This is a genomic window from Pseudomonas sp. MRSN 12121 (genome assembly GCF_000931465.1).
Classification (GTDB): Bacteria; Pseudomonadota; Gammaproteobacteria; order Pseudomonadales; family Pseudomonadaceae; genus Aquipseudomonas.
In genome coordinates this window covers 5,150,267-5,168,758 of record NZ_CP010892.1, presented here as the reverse complement: position 1 = coordinate 5,168,758, position 18,492 = coordinate 5,150,267, and the positions used below count along the sequence as shown (strand labels likewise).

The 18,492-nt window shown below is 64.4% G+C and carries 21 protein-coding genes; 10 read left to right on the top strand and 11 right to left on the bottom strand.

What is annotated here, in order from left to right:
* The first annotated feature begins 366 nt into the window (after positions 1-366).
* Both TO66_RS23375 and TO66_RS23370 read left to right on the top strand, forming a co-directional pair.
* Entirely contained in the window at positions 367-1,095 is a 729-nt protein-coding gene (locus TO66_RS23375) for a winged helix-turn-helix domain-containing protein (RefSeq protein ID WP_044464492.1), read from the top strand.
* Positions 1,092-2,702 (top strand): ATP-binding protein, encoded by a 1,611-nt coding sequence (locus TO66_RS23370; protein ID WP_044464491.1) that lies wholly within the window; start codon positions 1,092-1,094, stop codon positions 2,700-2,702. Before TO66_RS23375 ends, TO66_RS23370 begins: the two co-directional genes overlap by 4 nt.
* An 18-nt stretch (positions 2,703-2,720) precedes the next feature.
* On the opposite strand, the gene TO66_RS23365 is transcribed toward TO66_RS23370, so the two are convergent.
* Positions 2,721-3,446: a 4'-phosphopantetheinyl transferase gene (locus TO66_RS23365; RefSeq protein ID WP_044464490.1), complete on the bottom strand. Its 726-nt coding sequence runs from the start codon at positions 3,444-3,446 to the stop codon at positions 2,721-2,723.
* Between the two features lie 97 nt (positions 3,447-3,543).
* Positions 3,544-4,335: a dienelactone hydrolase family protein gene (locus TO66_RS23360; RefSeq protein WP_044464489.1), complete on the bottom strand. Its 792-nt coding sequence runs from the start codon at positions 4,333-4,335 to the stop codon at positions 3,544-3,546.
* A gap of 144 nt (positions 4,336-4,479) precedes the next feature.
* Here TO66_RS23360 and TO66_RS23355 point away from each other — a divergent pair, with 144 nt between their 5' ends.
* From TO66_RS23355 to TO66_RS23345, 3 genes are all read left to right on the top strand, one after another.
* Complete coding sequence (locus tag TO66_RS23355; RefSeq protein ID WP_044464488.1) at positions 4,480-5,082, top strand: membrane protein; 603 nt, start codon at positions 4,480-4,482, stop codon at positions 5,080-5,082.
* Between the two features lie 117 nt (positions 5,083-5,199).
* Positions 5,200-5,877, top strand: a complete 678-nt coding sequence (locus tag TO66_RS23350; RefSeq protein WP_044464487.1) for a response regulator — start codon at positions 5,200-5,202, stop codon at positions 5,875-5,877.
* The gene (locus tag TO66_RS23345; protein WP_044464486.1) at positions 5,874-7,220 is read left to right on the top strand and encodes an ATP-binding protein; all 1,347 of its coding nucleotides are present in this window, start codon (positions 5,874-5,876) and stop codon (positions 7,218-7,220) included. Before TO66_RS23350 ends, TO66_RS23345 begins: the two co-directional genes overlap by 4 nt.
* Positions 7,221-7,229: 9 nt before the next feature.
* Here TO66_RS23345 and TO66_RS23340 read toward each other — a convergent pair whose 3' ends face one another.
* Positions 7,230-8,228, bottom strand: coding sequence for an AraC family transcriptional regulator (locus TO66_RS23340; RefSeq protein ID WP_044464485.1), 999 nt, complete (start codon positions 8,226-8,228; stop codon positions 7,230-7,232).
* 348 nt (positions 8,229-8,576) lie between these two features.
* Between TO66_RS23340 and TO66_RS23335 the strand changes: the two genes are divergently transcribed.
* Both TO66_RS23335 and TO66_RS23330 read left to right on the top strand, forming a co-directional pair.
* Positions 8,577-9,911 (top strand): dicarboxylate/amino acid:cation symporter, encoded by a 1,335-nt coding sequence (locus TO66_RS23335; RefSeq protein ID WP_044464484.1) that lies wholly within the window; start codon positions 8,577-8,579, stop codon positions 9,909-9,911.
* Positions 9,912-10,062: 151 nt separating this feature from the next.
* On the top strand, positions 10,063-11,244 hold the full coding sequence (locus tag TO66_RS23330) for a CaiB/BaiF CoA-transferase family protein (protein WP_044464483.1): 1,182 nt from the start codon (positions 10,063-10,065) through the stop codon (positions 11,242-11,244).
* 15 nt (positions 11,245-11,259) lie between these two features.
* On the opposite strand, the gene TO66_RS23325 is transcribed toward TO66_RS23330, so the two are convergent.
* Both TO66_RS23325 and TO66_RS23320 read right to left on the bottom strand, forming a co-directional pair.
* The gene (locus TO66_RS23325) at positions 11,260-11,751 is read right to left on the bottom strand and encodes a SprT family zinc-dependent metalloprotease (RefSeq protein ID WP_044464482.1); all 492 of its coding nucleotides are present in this window, start codon (positions 11,749-11,751) and stop codon (positions 11,260-11,262) included.
* A 144-nt stretch (positions 11,752-11,895) separates the two neighbouring features.
* On the bottom strand, positions 11,896-12,498 hold the full coding sequence (locus tag TO66_RS23320; protein WP_044464481.1) for a Yip1 family protein: 603 nt from the start codon (positions 12,496-12,498) through the stop codon (positions 11,896-11,898).
* Positions 12,499-12,777: 279 nt separating this feature from the next.
* On the opposite strand from TO66_RS23320, the gene ttcA reads away from it, so the two are divergent.
* Complete coding sequence (ttcA, locus tag TO66_RS23315) at positions 12,778-13,602, top strand: tRNA 2-thiocytidine(32) synthetase TtcA (RefSeq protein ID WP_044464480.1); 825 nt, start codon at positions 12,778-12,780, stop codon at positions 13,600-13,602.
* A 74-nt stretch (positions 13,603-13,676) separates the two neighbouring features.
* Entirely contained in the window at positions 13,677-14,348 is a 672-nt protein-coding gene (locus TO66_RS23310) for a DNA-3-methyladenine glycosylase I (RefSeq protein WP_044464479.1), read from the top strand.
* Positions 14,349-14,456: 108 nt separating this feature from the next.
* On the opposite strand, the gene TO66_RS23305 is transcribed toward TO66_RS23310, so the two are convergent.
* The 3 genes from TO66_RS23305 to arsC are packed head-to-tail and all read right to left on the bottom strand — an operon-like array spanning position 14,457 to position 15,830.
* Complete coding sequence (locus TO66_RS23305; RefSeq protein WP_044464478.1) at positions 14,457-14,882, bottom strand: DUF2069 domain-containing protein; 426 nt, start codon at positions 14,880-14,882, stop codon at positions 14,457-14,459.
* Positions 14,875-15,480 carry an NAD(P)H:quinone oxidoreductase gene (gene wrbA / locus TO66_RS23300; protein WP_044464477.1) on the bottom strand — a complete coding sequence of 202 codons (606 nt, stop codon included), beginning with the start codon at positions 15,478-15,480 and terminating at the stop codon, positions 14,875-14,877. Before wrbA ends, TO66_RS23305 begins: the two co-directional genes overlap by 8 nt.
* On the bottom strand, positions 15,477-15,830 hold the full coding sequence (gene arsC, locus TO66_RS23295) for an arsenate reductase (glutaredoxin) (protein WP_044464476.1): 354 nt from the start codon (positions 15,828-15,830) through the stop codon (positions 15,477-15,479). Before arsC ends, wrbA begins: the two co-directional genes overlap by 4 nt.
* A gap of 127 nt (positions 15,831-15,957) precedes the next feature.
* Between arsC and TO66_RS23290 the strand changes: the two genes are divergently transcribed.
* Positions 15,958-16,422 (top strand): TlpA disulfide reductase family protein, encoded by a 465-nt coding sequence (locus TO66_RS23290; RefSeq protein WP_044464475.1) that lies wholly within the window; start codon positions 15,958-15,960, stop codon positions 16,420-16,422.
* 144 nt (positions 16,423-16,566) lie between these two features.
* Here TO66_RS23290 and TO66_RS23285 read toward each other — a convergent pair whose 3' ends face one another.
* The 3 genes from TO66_RS23285 to TO66_RS23275 all read right to left on the bottom strand — a co-directional run bounded on the left by TO66_RS23285 (position 16,567) and on the right by TO66_RS23275 (position 18,485).
* Entirely contained in the window at positions 16,567-16,971 is a 405-nt protein-coding gene (locus tag TO66_RS23285) for an META domain-containing protein (protein ID WP_044464474.1), read from the bottom strand.
* Positions 16,968-17,405, bottom strand: a complete 438-nt coding sequence (locus TO66_RS23280) for a hypothetical protein (RefSeq protein ID WP_044464473.1) — start codon at positions 17,403-17,405, stop codon at positions 16,968-16,970. Before TO66_RS23280 ends, TO66_RS23285 begins: the two co-directional genes overlap by 4 nt.
* Before the next feature lie 90 nt (positions 17,406-17,495).
* Complete coding sequence (locus TO66_RS23275) at positions 17,496-18,485, bottom strand: 2-hydroxyacid dehydrogenase (RefSeq protein WP_044464472.1); 990 nt, start codon at positions 18,483-18,485, stop codon at positions 17,496-17,498.
* Positions 18,486-18,492 lie beyond the last annotated feature (7 nt).

Here is an 18,492-nt window from a genome sequence, read left to right as displayed (position 1 = left end):
AGATATAGGGTTTTTTTGCAGCCGGGCTACAAGATAATGCGTTTTTGGGGGTGAATGCAATGTACAGGCTGTGGATAAGGTTGTGCGTAATTTGTGTATGAAGCGGGTAAATCTCACGCAGGCCGCAGCGGGGCTGGATCGTACCGTTTGTCACTGTTTTTTACCGTCCCCGGCTGCCCGGAGCGGATTTTTGCGGGCGCGAACCCTATCACAAAAAAATGCCTTTACCGAGCGCATTTGCCACCTTGTGTTCGCGACCCGAGCCGTTGCTACAATCGGGCCTTCCATACGCTGTTTTACCTACCCCACATTACAAAAAGACGGGCAGGAATTTCCTCAACCCGTATCTGGCAAGCAGAGGTCGTCGTGGAGCAAGAAGCGTGGCAGATATTGATTGTCGAGGACGATCAGCGACTGGCCGAGTTGACCTGTGAATACCTGGAAAGCAACGGCCTGCGGGTCGCCATCGAAGGCAACGGCGCCCTGGCCGCGGCGCGGATCATCGCCGAACAGCCTGACCTGGTGATCCTCGACCTGATGCTGCCCGGCGCGGATGGCCTGAGCATCTGCCGCAAGGTCCGCGATCGCTACGCCGGGCCGATCCTGATGCTCACCGCGCGCACCGATGACATGGACCAGGTGCTGGGACTGGACACCGGGGCCGACGATTATGTGTGCAAGCCGGTTCGCCCGCGCCTGTTGCTCGCCAGGATCCAGGCCCTGTTGCGGCGCAGCGAACCGCCGACGGACAACGTCGCGCCGGAAAAAAGCCGCCGCCTGCAATTCGGCCCGCTGGTGGTGGATAGCGCCTTGCGCGAGGCCTGGCTGCATGAGGCCGGCATCGAGCTGACCAGTGCCGAGTTCGACCTGCTCTGGCTGTTGGTGGCCAATGCCGGGCGCATCCTTTCCCGCGAGGAAATCTTCACCGCCCTGCGCGGCATCGGCTATGACGGCCAGGACCGCTCCATCGATGTGCGCATCTCCAGGATCCGTCCGAAAATCGGCGACGACCCGGAGCATCCCCGCCTGATCAAGACCATCCGCAGCAAGGGGTATCTGTTCGTTCCCGAAGCCGCCGCCGACCTGTCGCCGTGAATTCCATCTTCCTGCGCATCTATGGCGGCATGTGCGCCGCCCTGATCCTGGTGGCGCTGCTGGGCGTGCTGGCGCTGCATTTGCTCAACCAGGTGCGCAGCGAGCAGTACCGCGAGCGCCTGGCCCACGGCACCTTTTCGTTGATGGCCGACAACCTGCAACCCATGAGCGAGATCGAGCGGCGCCGGGCACTGGCGGTGTGGGAGCGGCTGCTGGGCATTCCCCTGACCCTGCAGACCTTCACCCAGACCGGGCTCGACCTCGGGCAGCGCAATCGCGTGTTGCGCGGCCAGGCCCTGGTGGAACAGACCGGGCCCTACGCGGCACGGGTCTACCGGCTGGTCAGCGAACCGGAGCAACTGGTGCTCACCGGCGAGGTGCAGCAGATCAGCGAACAGCTGGCGCGGGCGACTATCTATCTGCTGGCCGATGAGCTGGTGCGCTTTCCGGTGGCCGAACAGCCGGCGCGCCTGGCGGCGTTGAAGAAGGACAAGGGCTTCGGCTTCGACATGCACCTGGTCACCCAGGAGGAAGCCGATATGGACGAGGACCAGCGGCGCCGGGTGTCGGAAGGCGATACGGTGATGGCGCTGGGCAAGGGCGGGGATTCGATCCGGGTGTTCGCCGGAATGGTGGGCACGCCCTGGGTATTGGAAATCGGCCCGCTGTATCAGATGAACCCTTATCCGCCGCAATGGCTGGTGTTGATCGCGGTGCTGGGCCTGAGCCTGATCGGCTTGATTGTCTATTTATTGGTGCGTCAGCTGGAGCGGCGGCTGCGCGGCCTGGAATCGGCGGCAACGCGCATTGCCAAGGGCAGCCTGGAAACCCGGGTGCCCGCCGGCGGCGCCGACTCCGTAGGACGGCTGGCGGCGGCCTTCAATGGCATGGCCGAGCATCTGCAACGCTTGCTGGCCATCCAGCGCGAACTGGTGCGTGCGGTGTCCCACGAGCTGCGCACGCCGGTGGCGCGCCTGCGCTTCGGCCTGGAGATGATCGGCTCGGCAACCACGCCCCAGGCCCGGGACAAATACATGGAAGGCATGGACAACGATATCCAGGACCTCGACCGGCTGGTGGATGAAATGCTCACCTATGCGCGGCTGGAGCAGGGATCGCCGGCGCTGAATTTCCAGCGCGTCGATCTGGATGCCCTGGTCAATCAGGTGATCAGCGAGCTGGCGCCCCTGCGGGCGCAGGTCAGGGTCCAGCGGGGCTTGTGCCTGTCCGCGGCGGATTGCGACGGCGCCTGGGTCGAGGCCGAGCCGCGCTACCTGCACCGGGCCTTGCAGAACCTGGTGGGCAACGCCATGCGGCATGCCGAATCGCAGGTGCTGGTCAGCTACCAAGTGGGGCAGATGCGCTGCCGGATCGATGTCGAGGACGACGGTCCCGGTGTCCCGGAAAGCGCCTGGGAGCGGATCTTCACCCCGTTCCTGCGTCTGGATGACAGCCGTACCCGCGCCTCGGGAGGGCATGGCCTGGGCTTGTCGATCGTGCGGCGGATCATTTACTGGCACGGCGGCAGGGCGCTGATCGACAAGAGCAAGACGCTCGGTGGCGCCTGCTTCAGCCTGAGCTGGCCGCGCCAGCAGGACCCGTCGTGAAGGGCGGGTACTGTGCGCTCAGGCGCGGATGCCGACCAGGCTGAGCAGTTGCTCGTCCTGCAGTGCGAACTGGGCCTGCAGTTCGCTGCCGTTGCGCCATTCGCTGGACAGATCGGTCAGCAGGCGCAGGCGGATCTTGCCGCTGGCGTGCCACTCCAGCACTTCGGCGTGTTCGAAATAGAAGCGCTGCCCGACCAGCGGGTACAGCGCCTTGAACAGGCTTTCCTTCACCGAAAAGGTCAGGGTCACGCAGAGGGCGAGTTGTTCGCGCGGGGCGGCGGCCATGCGTCGTAGCTCGGCGGGGGTCAGGATTTCCCCCGCCAGGCGCTCGGCGCGTTCGAGGCTGAGCAGGTTTTCCAGGTCCATGCCCAGCCCGCGCCAGTCTTCCTTGCGCGCGACAATCGCCGCGGCGCGTCCGGCGCTGTGGGTGATCGAGCCGCAGATATGGGCCGGCCAGACCGGCGCCCGGTCCTCGCCGATCGGAGGGATGCAGTCGAGGCCGTCCAGGCGTTGCAGGGCCGCCCGTGCGCACAGGCGCCCGGCGAGGAATTCGGCCTGGCGCTTGGCGACCGAGCGTTGAATGCTCGCGGGCGGCTCGATGGCGCTGCGCTGGAAGTCGTCGCCGGCCAGGCGCGAAGGGTCGAAATGCGTGCCGAGCAGGACGCTGCCCGGCAGGGCTTCGGGCAGCGGCCACTGGTCGTCGAATGGGGTGCAGCAGGCGGGAAGAGGGGGCAACGGATTCATGCCGGGCATTTTGCCGGGTTGCGGGGCCGGAGGGTAGCCTGGCAATCGCCCGGGCTACCCGGCGCCCGCGACAATCCCCGCACACCGTTGCCGTGGCTCAGTCGAACAGCTTCTTGAAGAATGCCTGCATGTCCGCCCAGGAGCGTTCGTCGGCGGCCTTGTTGTAGCCGATGTCCGGCCCGCCATGCTCGCCATGGCTCAGGCGGTCGGCGTCCGGATTGCTGAAGCCATGCTTGGCGCCTTCGAGGGTGACGAAGCGGTAGTCGGCGCCGGCCTTGTCCATTTCCGCCTTGAAGGCGCTGACATGCGCGGCGGTGACCATGCTGTCCAGAGCGCCGTGCTCGACGAGGATCCTGGCCTTGACGCTGCCCGGGCTGGCCGGGGTATCGGTGACCAGCGCGCCGTGGAAACTCACCACGCCGGCCAGCGGTAGCCCCTGGCGTGCGGCGTCCAGCACCACCTTGCCGCCAAAGCAGTAGCCGATCGCGGCGAGCTTGTCCGGATCGGTCTGCGGCTGTTGCTTGAGCAGATCGAGCCCGGCCTTGAAGCGGGCGCTGGCGGCGGGGCCGTCCTTCAGGGCGGCCTGCATGAAGGCCAGGGCATCCTGTGGGTGCTCGGTGTGCTTGCCGTCGCCATACATGTCGATGGCCAGGGCGCTGTAGCCCAGGGCCGCGAGGTCGCGCGCCCGGCGTTTGGCGTAGTCGTTCAGGCCCCACCATTCATGCACCACCACGACCCCCGGGCGAGCGCCTTTCAGGCTGTCGTCATAGGCGTAGTAACCGATGAGCCGGGTGTCGTCGGGGCTCTGGTAGGGAATCTCCTGGGTCTTGATCGCAGCCTGGCTGATTCCGCAGAAAGCCAGCAACAAGCAGGTTAAAAGCGCGCGCATGGGGTGTTCTCCTTTGAAAAGACTGGCAATCAGCCTAGTCGATTTGATTCAGCCGAGGTTCAGAGTGTGTTCAGGGGGAGTTCAGGGCGGGGTCGGTAGTCTGGCCCCGTACCCAAAAACACAGAGCGAATGAGGAAATTCCCCATGACCACTTTCAAGAAGATGATTCTGGCCTTCACTGTTCTCGGCGCCAGCGCCGTCGTCCAGGCCGCCGACAGCAACTTCGCCAGTCTTACCTACGGCCAGACGAGCGACAAGATCAAGAAATCCAGTTTGCTCAACAGCAACCTGAACCACCCGAACGCCGACGGCGCGATCGGCAAGGACAACACCTGGGGCGTGCGCCTGGGCCAGCAGAACGACCAGCATCGCTACTACGCCACCTACGACAATGTCTCCGGCTCCCACAACGGCATCAAGTTGCGCCAGGAAAACCTGCTGGGCAGCTACGATGTGTTCCTGCCGGTGACCAGCAGCACCAAGCTGTTCGGTGGCGGCACCGCGGGCCTGACCAAGCTGACCCAGGACTCCCCAGGCTATAGCCGCGACAGCGATATCGGTTATGCCGTCGGGGTGCAGGCCGGTGTCCTGCAGCAGGTTTCACAGAACACTTCGGTCGAACTGGGTTACCGTTACCTGCGCAGCAATGCCAGCACCGAAATGAGCGAGCACGGCGGCAGCAAGCAGGGTTCGCTGAGCCTGACCAGCAGCGCCCAGACTTACCTGTCGGCCAACTACGCTTTCTAACATTCTGTCCTGGTTTGACCGCGCCGGATCTGCCCACGCAGGATCCGGCGCTGCCATATATAGGATCAGGGCGAGTGAGCGCCCTTGGAGATGTCGAATTTTGCCTGGGAGAGCTGTATGAAACTGCTCGTCGTGGAAGACGAGGCGCTGTTGCGCCACCACCTGCAAACCCGTCTCACGGACGCCGGCCATGTGGTCGAATCCGTGGCCAATGCCGAGGAGGCGCTGTATCAGACCGAGCAGTTCAACCATGATCTGGCGGTCATCGACCTGGGCCTGCCGGGCATGGGCGGCCTGGACCTGATCCGTCAGTTGCGTTCGCGCGGCAAGGCGTTTCCGATCCTGATCCTGACGGCGCGCGGCAACTGGCAGGACAAGGTCGAAGGCCTGGCCGCCGGTGCCGACGACTATGTGGTCAAGCCTTTCCAGTTCGAGGAACTGGACGCGCGCCTGAATGCGTTGCTGCGCCGTTCCAGCGGTTTCACCCAGTCGACCATCATCGCCGGTCCGCTGCTGCTGGACCTCAATCGCAAGCAGGCCTCGCTCGACGAACAGCCGTTGGCGCTGACCGCCTATGAATACCGGATCCTGGAATACCTCATGCGCCACCATCAGCAGGTGGTGGCCAAGGATCGGTTGATGGAGCAGTTGTACCCGGATGACGACGAGCGCGATCCGAACGTGATCGAAGTGCTGGTCGGCCGCCTGCGGCGCAAGCTGGAAGGGCCGTCGGGCTTCAAGCCCATCGATACCGTGCGCGGCCTGGGCTACCTGTTCAACGAGCGCTGCCGATGATCCGATCGCTACGCCTGCGCCTGATGCTGGCGGCCACGACCCTGGCCGTGCTGTTCATGCTGGCCTTGCTGCCGGCCATGCAAGGCGCGTTCAGCCTGGCGCTGCAGGATTCCATCGAGCAGCGCCTGGCCTCCGACGTGACCACGCTGATCTCGGCGGCGCGGGTCGAGAACAATCATCTGCAAATGCCGGCGCAATTGCCGGACGAGCGTTTCAACCTCACCGACAGCCGCCTGCTGGGCTACATCTACGATCGCGAGGGGCGGCTGGTCTGGCGTTCGAGGGCGACCCAGGAAGAGAACATCAACTACAAGCCGCGTTACGACGGGCGCGGCAACGAGTTTGCGCGGATCCGCGAAGCCAACGGCCAGGAGTTTTTCGTCTACGACGTCGAGGTCAAGCTGCTGGGCGGTAAAAGCGCGGCGTTCAGCATCGTCGCCCTGCAACCGGTGCGTGAATATCAACTGACCCTGGAAGGGGTGCGGGAAAACCTCTACCTGGGGTTCGGCGCCGCGTTGCTGGTACTCCTGGCGTTGCTCTGGCTCGGCCTGACCTGGGGCCTGCAGGCATTGCGCCGGCTGAGCCAGGAGCTGGACGAGATCGAGAGCGGCACCCGGCAAAGCCTCAGCGAGGAGCATCCGCGGGAACTGCTGCGCCTGACCGGCTCGTTGAACCGCCTGCTGCACAGCGAGCGTGAGCAGCGCAGCCGTTATCGCGATTCCCTGGACGATCTGGCCCACAGCCTGAAAACCCCGCTGGCGGTGTTGCAAGGGGTCAGCGAAGACATGGCCCAGCGCCCCCAGGACCGCGAGCAGGCCTGGGTGCTGCAAGCCCAGATCGAACGCATGAGCCAGCAGATCAGTTACCAGCTGCAACGCGCCAGCCTGCGCAAGAGCGGCCTGGTGCGCCACCAGGTGCGTTTGCGACCGGTGCTGAAAAGCCTGTGCGACACCCTGGACAAGGTCTATCGCGACAAGCAGGTGCGGGTCTCGTTCGATCTGCCGGAACGTTGCTATGTGCCCATCGAGCAGGGCGCCCTGCTCGAACTGCTCGGCAACCTGCTGGAAAACGCCTACCGCCTGTGCCTGAGCGAGGTGCGCATCAGCGTGCGCGAGGACCTGCGCGGCGCGCAGTTGTGTGTCGAGGACGATGGGCCGGGCGTGCCGCCGGACCAGCGCGCGCGAATCCTGCAGCGCGGCGAGCGGCTGGATCGCCAGCATCCGGGGCAGGGCATCGGCCTAGCGGTGGTCAAGGACATCATCGACAGCTACGGCGCCCAGCTGACCCTGGGCGATTCCACCCTGGGCGGCGCGGCATTCCGCATCCACTTCCCGGCGATCTGAGGGCCGCGCTCAGGTTTCCTGGGCGCGGTAGGCCCCCGGGGTCAGTCCGGTCCACTTCTTGAACGCGCGATGAAAGGCCGACGGCTCGGAAAAGCCGGTCTGCTCGGCGATCTGTTGCAATGACAGGTCGGCCCGACGCAGGTGATAGATGGCGATATCGCGCCGCAATTGATCCTTGAGTTCCTGAAAGCTCGTGCCTTCTTCGCGCAAATGCCGGCGCAGGGTCTGCGGGCTGATGTGCAGGTGCTGGGCAATGTGTTCCAGGTCCGGCCAATGACTGCTGTCGCGGCTGAGCAAGCGACGCAACTGGCTGCTCAGGCTGTCGCCATCGTCCGGGCGCGCCAGCAGGTCGGCGGGGGAGCGTTCGAGAAAGTGCTTGAGGGTCCGTTCGTCCTGCAGCAGCGGCATGCTCAGGTAACGGCTGTGGAACAGCAGGCTGCTGCAGTCGCGGGAAAACACCAGCGGGCAGGGGAACAGCAGGTCATATTCGTTGCCGTGCTCGGGTTTCGGGTAGCTGAAGCAGGCCTGCTCGAGGCGGATGCGCTGGCCGATCAGCCAGCTGCCCAGGCGATGCCAGATCACCAGCAGGCTTTCGCTGAGAAAGTGGTCCGGGTCCCACAGCGGCGCATCGTCCAGGCTCAGGCGGGCCATTTCCCCTTCGCGCGTCAGGCTCAGCCGCGGGGCCTGCGGGAACAGGCTGTAGAACAGGAGGCCGCGGTGCAGGGCCTTCTCCAGGCTGGTGCAGTGGATCAGGGCGTGGCACATCATGGCGAAGGTCCCGCGTTTGCTCGGGCCGTCGCCGAACCCCAGGTACTCGTCATCCAGGACTTGCCAGAGCTGTTGCAACAAGCTGGCGAATTGCTCGGGGGCGATACGGGCCTTGGGTTCGTTCAGCAGTTCGAGGCTGATACCCAGGGTCTGCAACAGTTCCGAATAGTCATAGCCGCGCCGGCGGGCCCCGCCCAGGGCGGCACGGGCGAAGTGACTGGCGATGGTGCGTTCGCGCATGAAGGTTGATCCGGCCATGGAGTGGCGGATGTTAGCAGCCGGCAAGGGCGGAGCAAGGCGGATATCCGCCAAATTGTAGGACGAGCGCCGGTCGATGGGCGGAAATCCGCCACTTCGGCGGGCGTCGGGAAGCGGGAAAGGCGCCAGCCAACCCTGATGTCTAAAGGCCTTCAGGTTTTTTCGGCGATCTGGCACGGGCCTTGCGATGGAAGAGGGCAGAACTGAAGCGGCGAAAGCTGTGCTCGCGCAGTTCGACACAACAAATCCCTCCAGCGCAGGAGGGTTCGCACTTTAGGTGTCGTGTGCATCGATGGATGGTGTGCAACGGTGCCCTTGAGGAACTTTGTAATGACGACTCGTCAGCCACTGTACAAATCCCTGTATTTCCAGGTGATCGTTGCCATCGCCGTCGGCATCCTGCTCGGTCACTTCTATCCGCAGACCGGCGTGGCCCTCAAGCCCCTGGGTGACGGCTTCATCAAACTGATCAAAATGGTCATCGCGCCGATCATCTTCTGTACGGTGGTCAGCGGTATCGCCGGCATGCAGAACATGAAGTCGGTGGGCAAGACCGGCGGCTATGCGCTGCTGTACTTCGAAATCGTTTCGACCATTGCCCTGCTGATCGGCCTGGTCGTGGTCAACGTGGTGCAGCCGGGCAACGGCATGCACATCGACGTTTCCACCCTGGATGCCTCGAAAGTGGCGGCCTACGTCACCGCGGGCAAGGACCAGAGCATCGTTGGCTTCATCCTCAACGTCATCCCGAACACCATCGTCGGCGCCTTCGCCAACGGCGATATCCTGCAAGTGCTGATGTTCTCGGTGATCTTCGGTTTCGCCCTGCACCGCCTGGGTGCCTACGGCAAGCCGGTGCTGGACTTCATCGACCGTTTCGCCCACGTGATGTTCAACATCATCAATATGATCATGAAGCTCGCGCCGATCGGTGCGCTGGGTGCCATGGCCTTCACCATCGGCGCCTACGGCGTGGGTTCGCTGGTGCAACTGGGCCAGTTGATGATCTGCTTCTACATCACCTGCGTACTGTTCGTGCTGTTCGTGCTGGGCGCGATCTGCCGGGCCCACGGTTTCAGCGTGCTGAAGCTGATCCGCTACATCCGTGAAGAACTGCTGATCGTGCTGGGCACCTCCTCCTCGGAATCGGCCCTGCCGCGCATGCTGATCAAGATGGAGCGCCTGGGTGCCAAGAAGTCGGTCGTGGGCCTGGTGATTCCTACCGGTTACTCCTTCAACCTGGACGGCACTTCGATCTACCTGACCATGGCGGCCGTGTTCATTGCCCAGGCGACCGACACCCACATGGACATCACCCATCAGATCACCCTGTTGCTGGTGTTGCTGCTGTCCTCCAAAGGCGCTGCGGGCGTGACCGGTAGCGGTTTCATCGTGCTGGCGGCGACCCTGTCGGCCGTGGGTCACCTGCCGGTGGCCGGCCTGGCGCTGATCCTGGGGATCGACCGCTTCATGTCCGAAGCCCGTGCGTTGACCAACCTGGTCGGTAACGCGGTAGCCACCGTGGTGGTCGCCAAGTGGGTCAAGGAGCTGGACGAAGACAAGCTGCACAGCGAGCTGGCTTCCGGTGGCAGTGCCATCCTCGAGACTCGCCAGGAAGACGACCTGGGCGTTGCCGAAGGCCCGGCCCCGACATCGGTGAAGTAACGTTCCCGCGTCGATGAAAAACCCGCTCCGGCGGGTTTTTTCATGCCTGGCGCTTGAGCGCAACGGTCAGCCCGGCTGGCATTTGCGGTGATTGCGAGGCCTTGAGGGGCTGCCTACTCTGTGGGCAGTCAATCGGGAAGGGATAGTGCTCATGCAAGGGCCGCTGGCGTCACTCAAGGTACTGGATTTCTCCACGCTGCTGCCGGGGCCGTTCGCCTCGCTGCTGTTGGCGGACATGGGCGCCGAGGTGCTGCGCATCGAGTCGCCGACCCGCATGGACCTGCTGCGGGTACTGCCGCCCCACGACCAGGGCACCTCCGCCAGCCATGCCTACCTCAACCGTAACAAGCGCAGCCTGGCGCTGGACCTCAAGCAGCCCGAGGCGCTGGAGGTGATCCGCCAACTGGTGCTGGAATACGACATCGTCCTGGAACAGTTTCGCCCCGGGGTGATGGAGCGCCTGGGGCTGGGCTACGAGGCGTTGAAGGCGCTCAATCCGAAGCTGATCTACGTCTCTATCACCGGTTACGGCCAGACCGGGCCCTACCGCGATCGCGCCGGGCACGACATCAACTATCTGGCGCTGGCCGGCCTGGCCAGCTACACCGGACGCCAGGACAGCGGACCGCTGCCGCTGGGCATCCAGGCGGCGGATATTGCCGGGGGCTCGCTGCATGGGGTCATCGGCCTGCTGGCGGCGGTGATCGCCCGTCAGCACAGCGGCCTGGGGCAGCACCTGGACGTGAGCATGACCGATTGCGTGTTCAGCCTGAACGCCCTGGCCGGGGCCGGCTACCTGGCGTGCGGGGTCGAGCCCGCAGCGGAGCAGCAGGTGCTCAATGGTGGCAGCTTCTACGACTATTACCGCAGCCGGGACGGCCGCTGGCTGTCGGTGGGCAGCCTGGAACCACCGTTCATGCAGGCGCTGTGCAAGGCCCTGGGCCGTCCGGAACTGGCGGCCCAGGGGCTGTCGCCGCGGCCTGAGCAGCAGAAGGCGCTCAAGCAGGCGTTGCAGGTCGAGTTCGAGAAGCGCGATTTTGCCGAACTCTGCGAGTTGTTCGCGGCAGTCGACGCTTGCGTCGAACCGGTACTCGGGCTGGCGGAGGCGGTGGCGCACCCGCAGTTGCAGGCGCGGCAACTGGTCAGCCAGGTGCCCCGCGGCGATGGCAGCCACCAGGCGCAGATGGCCTGCCCGCTGAAGTTTTCCGCGGGGTTGCCGCAGCCCCGGCATATCGGTGCGGCGTTGGGTGCGCACACCGACCAGGTGCTTGCCGAACTGGGCTACAGCGCGCCGCGCATCGCCGAGCTGCGCCAGGCCGGGGTCATCCTGTAGGCGCCTCGCCCGGGCTCACTCGACCCGCATTTCACCGCTGAAAACCAGGGTATGGCGGCAACGCCGGCACAGGTAACGCCGCCCCTGGGCGACCAGGCGATGGCGCTGGGCGGAAAACGGGAAGTCGTTGTCGCAAGGGCAGCGATAGATGTAGCGGGTCACGCTGCGGCGCTGGACTTCATAGGTGTGGCAGCGATTGGGTGGCAGCTCGTAGACGCCGCGCATGATCAATTGCCATTCCTCGCCGTGGGGCTGGATGCGCTCCCCGAACAGTTGGTGGGCGATCAGGTGGGCGACTTCGTGGGCCACGGTCTGCTTGAGGAAGTCTTCGGTGTTTTCCCGGTACAGCTGTGGATTGAAGCGCAGCAGGTTTTCGTGCAGGTGGGCAACGCCGGCTTTCTGGCCTCGCAATTTGAGGCTGACCGTCGGGCGTTTGAAAGGTCGTTTGAAAAAGGATTCAGCGAGTTGGAAACAGTCTTCGACGCGGGTAAAGAGTTGCTCGGGCATGCTTAACGGCTCTCCAGAGCGGGTGAGTATGCCGCAAAGCGAGTGCATTCCGAATCGTCCAGGCGCCGAATGGTCGTGGTAGAGATGGAAAGGCCGCCTTGCGGCGGCCTCTGTTGGCAGATGGTGTTTGTTTTCTGAGCAGCGTCAGTTGGTGTAGACGGGGCCGACGCCAAGGCCCCAGACAATCACGGTGAAGGCCATGATCGCGACCAGTACCACCAGCCCGACGGCCAGTACGGAGCTCGAGAACAGGAAACCTTCGTCCGCGGGGATGTTCATGAAGGTCGGCAGCCCGACATACAGCAGGTAGACGGTGTAGCAGATGGCCGCCGTGCCGACGATCATGCCCAGCCACATGTGCGGATACAGCGCTGCCAGGCCGCCGACGAACAACGGTGTCGCGGTATAGGTGGCGAACGCGACGCAGCGCGCCAGGCTCGGGTTGGCGTCGTAGGTGCGAGCCATCCAGTGGATGAAGGCGCCCATGACCGCGACCCCGCCGAGCATCGCCAGGTACGACATGATGGTCATCCACAGCGCGCTTTCCATGGTCAGCATGACCGGCGCCCGGCTGCCAATGACCCAACCGACCTGAGTGGTGCCGATAAACGCCGAAATCGCCGGGATAGCGGCGAGGATCAGCGTGTGGGTGAGATACATGTGGCTGATGCTTTCCTCTTCGTCGCCACGTATTTCTCGCCATTCCTGATCGGGGTGGGTGAAGAGTCCCACGACATGATGGATCATAGTCAGTCACTCCTTTGTTATTGCCATCGCCCCCCAGCGGAGCGCCTACGGGCCAGCGGCCAAGTAAGTAAAGGTCTGAATATGTGTGCGACCTTATGTCGCAGTATAGAAAGGACTGACCGCCAATAGTGGCGGGCGTTAGAGCAAATCGCGCTGTCGGCCCGGCTGGTAATCGCCAGAGGTGATTTGCTCGCTCGGCGGGCGCCCGGCGCTTCGCCCGCGCGTGCTTTATGCGTAAAATGTCCGGCTTTTCGTCACACATCGCGGATTCCAAGCGCCATGGGCACTCTTACGGTCAACCAGAACAAACTGCAGAAACGCCTGCGCCGCCAGGCCGGGGAAGCGGTCGCCGACTTCAACATGATCGAAGACGGCGACAAGGTCATGGTCTGCCTGTCCGGCGGCAAGGACAGCTACACCATGCTCGACGTGCTGATGCACCTGCAGAAGGTTGCGCCGATCAAGTTCGACATCGTCGCCGTGAACATGGACCAGAAGCAGCCCGGGTTCCCCGAGCACGTCCTGCCGGCCTACCTCAAGGAGCTGGGCGTCGAGTACCACATCGTCGAGAAGGACACCTACTCGGTGGTCAAGGAACTGGTGCCGGAAGGCAAGACCACCTGTTCGCTGTGCTCGCGCCTGCGTCGTGGCACCCTGTACACCTTCGCCGACGAGATCGGCGCGACCAAGATGGCCCTCGGGCACCATCGCGACGACATCGTCGAGACCTTCTTCCTCAACATGTTCTACAACGGCTCGCTCAAGGCCATGCCGCCCAAGCTGCGGGCCGACGACGGGCGCAACGTGGTGATCCGGCCGCTGGCCTATTGCAGCGAGAAGGACATCCAGGCCTATTCCGATCTCAAGCAGTTCCCGATCATTCCGTGCAACCTCTGCGGTTCCCAGGAGAACCTGCAACGCCAGGTGGTCAAGGAAATGCTCCAGGAGTGGGAACGCAAGAACCCCGGGCGTACCGAAAGCATTTTCCGCGGGCTGCAGAACGTGGTGCCGTCGCAACTGGCGGACCGCAACCTGTTCGACTTCACCAGCCTGAAAATCGACGAAACCGCCGCCTCGCGTTTCGTCAACGTGGTGAACCTCTGAGTCGTTTCGCGGCTCTGCATTGTGGAATCACGGCGCTCTTGGGCGCCGTTTCTTTAGCGTCTTAAGGAGCGGGCATGCGCGACTACAAGTGGCTGCACGAATACTGTCTGAACCGCTTCGGTTCGGCGGCCGAACTGGAAGCCCACCTGCCGGTGCCGAAAACCCCGGCGCAATTGCGCAAGATCAGCGATGACCGCTATCTCTCGACCCTGGCCCTGCGGGTGTTTCGCGCCGGCCTGAAACACAGCCTGGTGGATGCCAAGTGGCCGGCGTTCGAAGAAGTGTTTTTTGGTTTCGACCCGGAGAAAGTGGTGCTGATGGGCGCCGAGCATCTCGAGCGGCTGATGCAGGACGAGCGGATCATCCGCCACCTGGGCAAGCTCAAGAGCGTGCCGCGCAACGCCCAGATGGTGCTGGATGTGGAAAAGGAAAAGGGCAGCTTCGGCGCCTTGATCGCCGACTGGCCGGTGACCGACATCGTCGGCCTGTGGAAGTACCTGTCCAAGCACGGTCATCAGCTGGGCGGCCTGTCGGCCCCGCGCTTCTTGCGGATGGTCGGCAAGGACACCTTCGTGCCGACCAACGACGTGGTGGCGGCGCTGAACGCGCAGAAGATCGTCGACAAAGTGCCCAGCAGCCTCAAGGACCTGGCCACCGTGCAGGGTGCCTTCAACCAGTGGCATGCGGAAAGTGGCCGGCCGCTGTGCCAGATCTCGATGATGCTGGCGTATACCGTCAACCACTGATCTGGGTGTGCTCTCTGGAGCACCGCGTCATCGTTCATCGCGGGCAAGCCTCGCTCCTACACAGACCTGCTTCTGTAGGAGCGAGGCTTGCCCGCGATAACGCCGCCGTCAGGCGGCGCTGACGTCGCCTTCGCCGGCCCGCTTGCGGTTGAGCTGGGAGCGCCAGCGCACATACAGCAAGGCCGAGCAGAACAGCGCCAGGCTGGCGAGGATTTCCAGCAGGCCGAACAGTTGCCGGTTCGGGTCGTAGGCGGCCAGCGCGCCCTTGATGAAGTACAGGTTGACCACGAAGCACATCCAGGAGTGCCCGCGGGCGCTGCCCATCAGCATGCCCGGCGCCATCAGCAGCAGCGGCACCAGTTCGACCAGCAGGATCACCCAGGGACGGGCGCCATGCAGGTCGGCAACGAACAGGTAGTAGCCGCACAGCAGGCCGACCAGGCCGAAAAAGCACACCAGGCTCAGCACCCGGGCGAGGCGCACGCGCGGCTCCAGCCATTCGATGGCCGGCAGGATCTTCGGCTTCCTAGCCACGGCCGCTCTCCAGTTGCAGGGCGGTCTTGGCCAGGCGCAGACCCAGGGCGCGGCACAGCGCGATTTCATGCTCGTTCAGCGGGCTCTTGCCGTCGGCGCCGGCGTGATGGCTGGCGCCATAAGGGGTGCCGCCGCCACGGGTGTCCAGCAGGGCCGATTCGCTGTAAGGCAGGCCGGTGATCAGCATGCCGTGGTGCAGCAGCGGCAGCATCATCGACAGCAGGGTGGTTTCCTGGCCGCCATGCAGGCTGGCGGTGGAGGTGAACACCCCGGCCGGCTTGCCCACCAGGGCGCCGGTCAGCCACAGGTTGCTGGTGCCGTCGAGGAAGTACTTCAAGGGCGCGGCCATGTTGCCGAAACGGGTCGGGCTGCCCAGGGCCAGGCCGGAGCAGTGCTTGAGGTCGTCGAGGCTGGCATACAGCGCGCCGTCCTGGGGAATGCTCGGGGCCACGGCTTCGCACTCGGCGGAGATCGCCGGCACGGTGCGCAGGCGCGCTTCCAGGCCGCCTTGCTCGATGCCCCGGGCGATCTGCCGGGCCATCTCGTTGGTCGAGCCGTTGCGGCTGTAGTAGAGAACCAGGATGTACGGCGTGCTCAAGGCAGGATCTCCAGCACGTTCTCCGGCGGCCGGCCGATGATGGCCTTGTCGCCGGCTTCGAGAATCGGCCGTTCCATGAGCTTCGGATGGGCGGCGATGGCGGCGATCAGTTGCGCTTCGCTCAGGCCGGGGTCGGCCAGGTTCAGGGTCTTGTACTCGTCTTCGCCGGTGCGCAGCAGTTGGCGGGCACTGATCCCGAGCTTGCCCAGCAAGGCTTGCAACCGGGTGGCATCGAGCGGGGTCTCCAGGTAGCGGACCACGGTCGGGGTCAGGCCGCGGGCTTCCAGCAGTTCCAGCGCGCCGCGGGATTTCGAGCAGCGCGGATTGTGATAAAGCGTCAGATCGGTCATGGGCGGGTCGCATCTTGCGTAAGGTGGCGGCTATTCTACCTGCGCGACGGGCAGTCCTGAACCTCGCGAGGCGATGGGTCGCACGAGAAAGCGGGTTTGACAGGTTTTTCAATACAAGGATCTAGGCATGGCAAGGCAATTGGCAGCGGCATTGGCGATCATCGGCACCTTGTTGCTGAGCGGCTGCGGCAACGATTACGGGGTCGATCAATATGGCCAGAAAGTCGCCGCCGAACGTGTGGACAAGCAGTGGCTGGTCCTCAATTACTGGGCTGAGTGGTGCGGGCCGTGCCGTACCGAGATCCCCGAGCTCAATGCCCTGGCCGAAAGCCTCAAGGGCCAGCCGGTGAGCGTGCTGGGGGTGAATTTCGATAACGTCCAGGGCGAGGAGCTCAAGAGCGCCAGTGAAAAACTGGGCATCAAGTTCACCGTGCTGGCGCAGAACCCGGCGGAGATTTTCGATCTGCCGCGCAGCGAAGGCCTGCCGGTGACCTACATCATCGATGACAAGGGCAAAGTGCGTGAGCAACTGATGGGCGAGCAGACCGCGGCGGGGGTGATGGCGAAGCTCGAAGCCCTGCGGGGGCATTGACAGTACACCGCCCTTGTAGGAGCGAGGCTTGCCCGCGATCGCGCCAGACCAGCCGACGCGTTTATCCAGACAGAACGTGGTTTGCGGCAACTGCGTTGCCGATCGCGGCCTCGCTGCGCTCGGCAGCGGCGACAGGGGCGCGGATCAACCTTCCTCGAGCCACCAGCGCAGCGGCTTGCCTTCGGCCGGCCAGAAGCGCACTTGCTCGATCGGGGAGATGTCCCAGCGCTGCACATTCTCCAGCGCCTGCAGGAAGCGCCGCTCCTGCTCCATCAGGGCGGGCGCGCACATCTTACGGGTGCTGCCGACCTTGCCGAAGCTGAGTTTGTCGCCGTCCAGGGTGTAGGGCGCGAACCAGTGGTTGCAGCCGCCATTGCCGTAGGCGCGACCGTCTTCACCGAGGGTGATGGTCAGGTGGCTGTAGTCGATCAGCGGACGCTCGCCGATCCACTCGAGAATGTAGCTACGGTCTTGTTGCAGTTTCACCGGTTCCGCCGCGCAACCCAGCAGGCCGGCGCCGAGAGCGGCGCTCAAGGCCAGGCGTTTCATTGGGCGGCTCGCTGGCATTTCGGGCACAGGTGTTTTTCCCCTTCGCTGATCCAGCCCAGCTCGGCGATTCGTGCGCTGGCTGCCGGTTTTTGCGCCTTGCTGCCGAGCTTGGCATCCACCGCGAACTCGAAACTCAATTCGCTGGCGCAGCTGTCGCAGTTGACCTGCCACTGGTGGATCGCCAGTTCGCCGAATACCGGGCCACGGGCCACGGCGACCCACTGGCCGGCCGGGTTGATCAGATGGCGCACGGTTTCCACCGTCAGGCGCATCGACAGGTCCTTGCTGCCCTTGAGGGTGACGATCAGCACGTCGTCGTTGCGAATCGAACCACCGTTGCCGGTGACCTGGTAGCGGCCGGGCACCAGGGCGCGGCATTCGATCAGGGTGTGTTGCGGGTTCATCAGGCTGTAGCGGAAATCGTGTTCGACCATGGGTCCTCCAAATCTGGCGCGTATGCTAGCACGCGCCCCGATCCCTCAGGTTGCAGGCAGATGACCTGGGCGTGCCGCCTGTCCGTCGCTTCAGCTGTCCACCCGGTTGCATGGCGAGCCGCCGGCCCAGGCGGCGATGTTGTGCAAGGTGGTCTCGGCGATCGCCGCCAGGGCCTCGCGGGTGAGGAAGGCCTGGTGCGCGGTGATGATCACGTTGGGGAACGTCAGCAGGCGCGCGAGCACGTCGTCCTGCAGCGGCAGGTCGGAACGGTCCTCGAAGAACAGCTGGGCTTCCTCTTCATAGACATCCAGCCCCAGGTAGCCCAGCTGGCCGCTCTTCAAGGCTTCGATCAACGCCGGGGTGTCCACCAGGCCGCCGCGGCCCGTGTTGATCAGCATCGCCCCCGGTTGCATCCGGGCCAGGCTCTGGCGGTTGATCAGGTGTTTGCTGGCGGCCGTCAGCGGGCAGTGCAGGCTGATGATCTGCGCCTCGGCCAGCAGCTCCGGCAGGCTCAGGTAACGTGCGCCCAGGGCCTCGACCTCGGGGTTGGGAAAGGGGGCGTGGGCCAGCAATCGGCAGCCGAAGCCGGCCATGATCCGCGCGAACGTCGCGCCGATCTGCCCGGTGCCGACGATGCCGACGGTTTTCCCCACCAGGTCGAAACCGGTCAGGCCGTGCAGGCTGAAGTCGCCTTCGCGGGTCCGGTTGTAGGCACGGTGCAGACGGCGGTTCAGCGCCAGGATCAGCGCCACCGCGTGTTCGGCCACGGCATGGGGCGAGTAGGCCGGGACCCGCACCACATCCAGGCCCAGGCGCTTGGCGGCGGCCAGGTCGACATGGTTGTAGCCGGCCGAGCGCAGCGCGATCAGGCGCGTGCCGCCGGCCGCCAGTTGCTCCAGCACCGGTGCGCTCAGGTCGTCGTTGATAAAGGCGCAGACCACCTCGTGGTGTTCCGCCAGCGGCGCGGTGTCCAGGCTCAGTCGCGCGGCCTGGAATTGCAGTTCGATACCTGGCGGCAGTGATGCGCCGAGGAAGCTGTCGCGGTCGTGGTTCTGGCTGCTGAAGAGAATCGTGCGCATGGCGTCT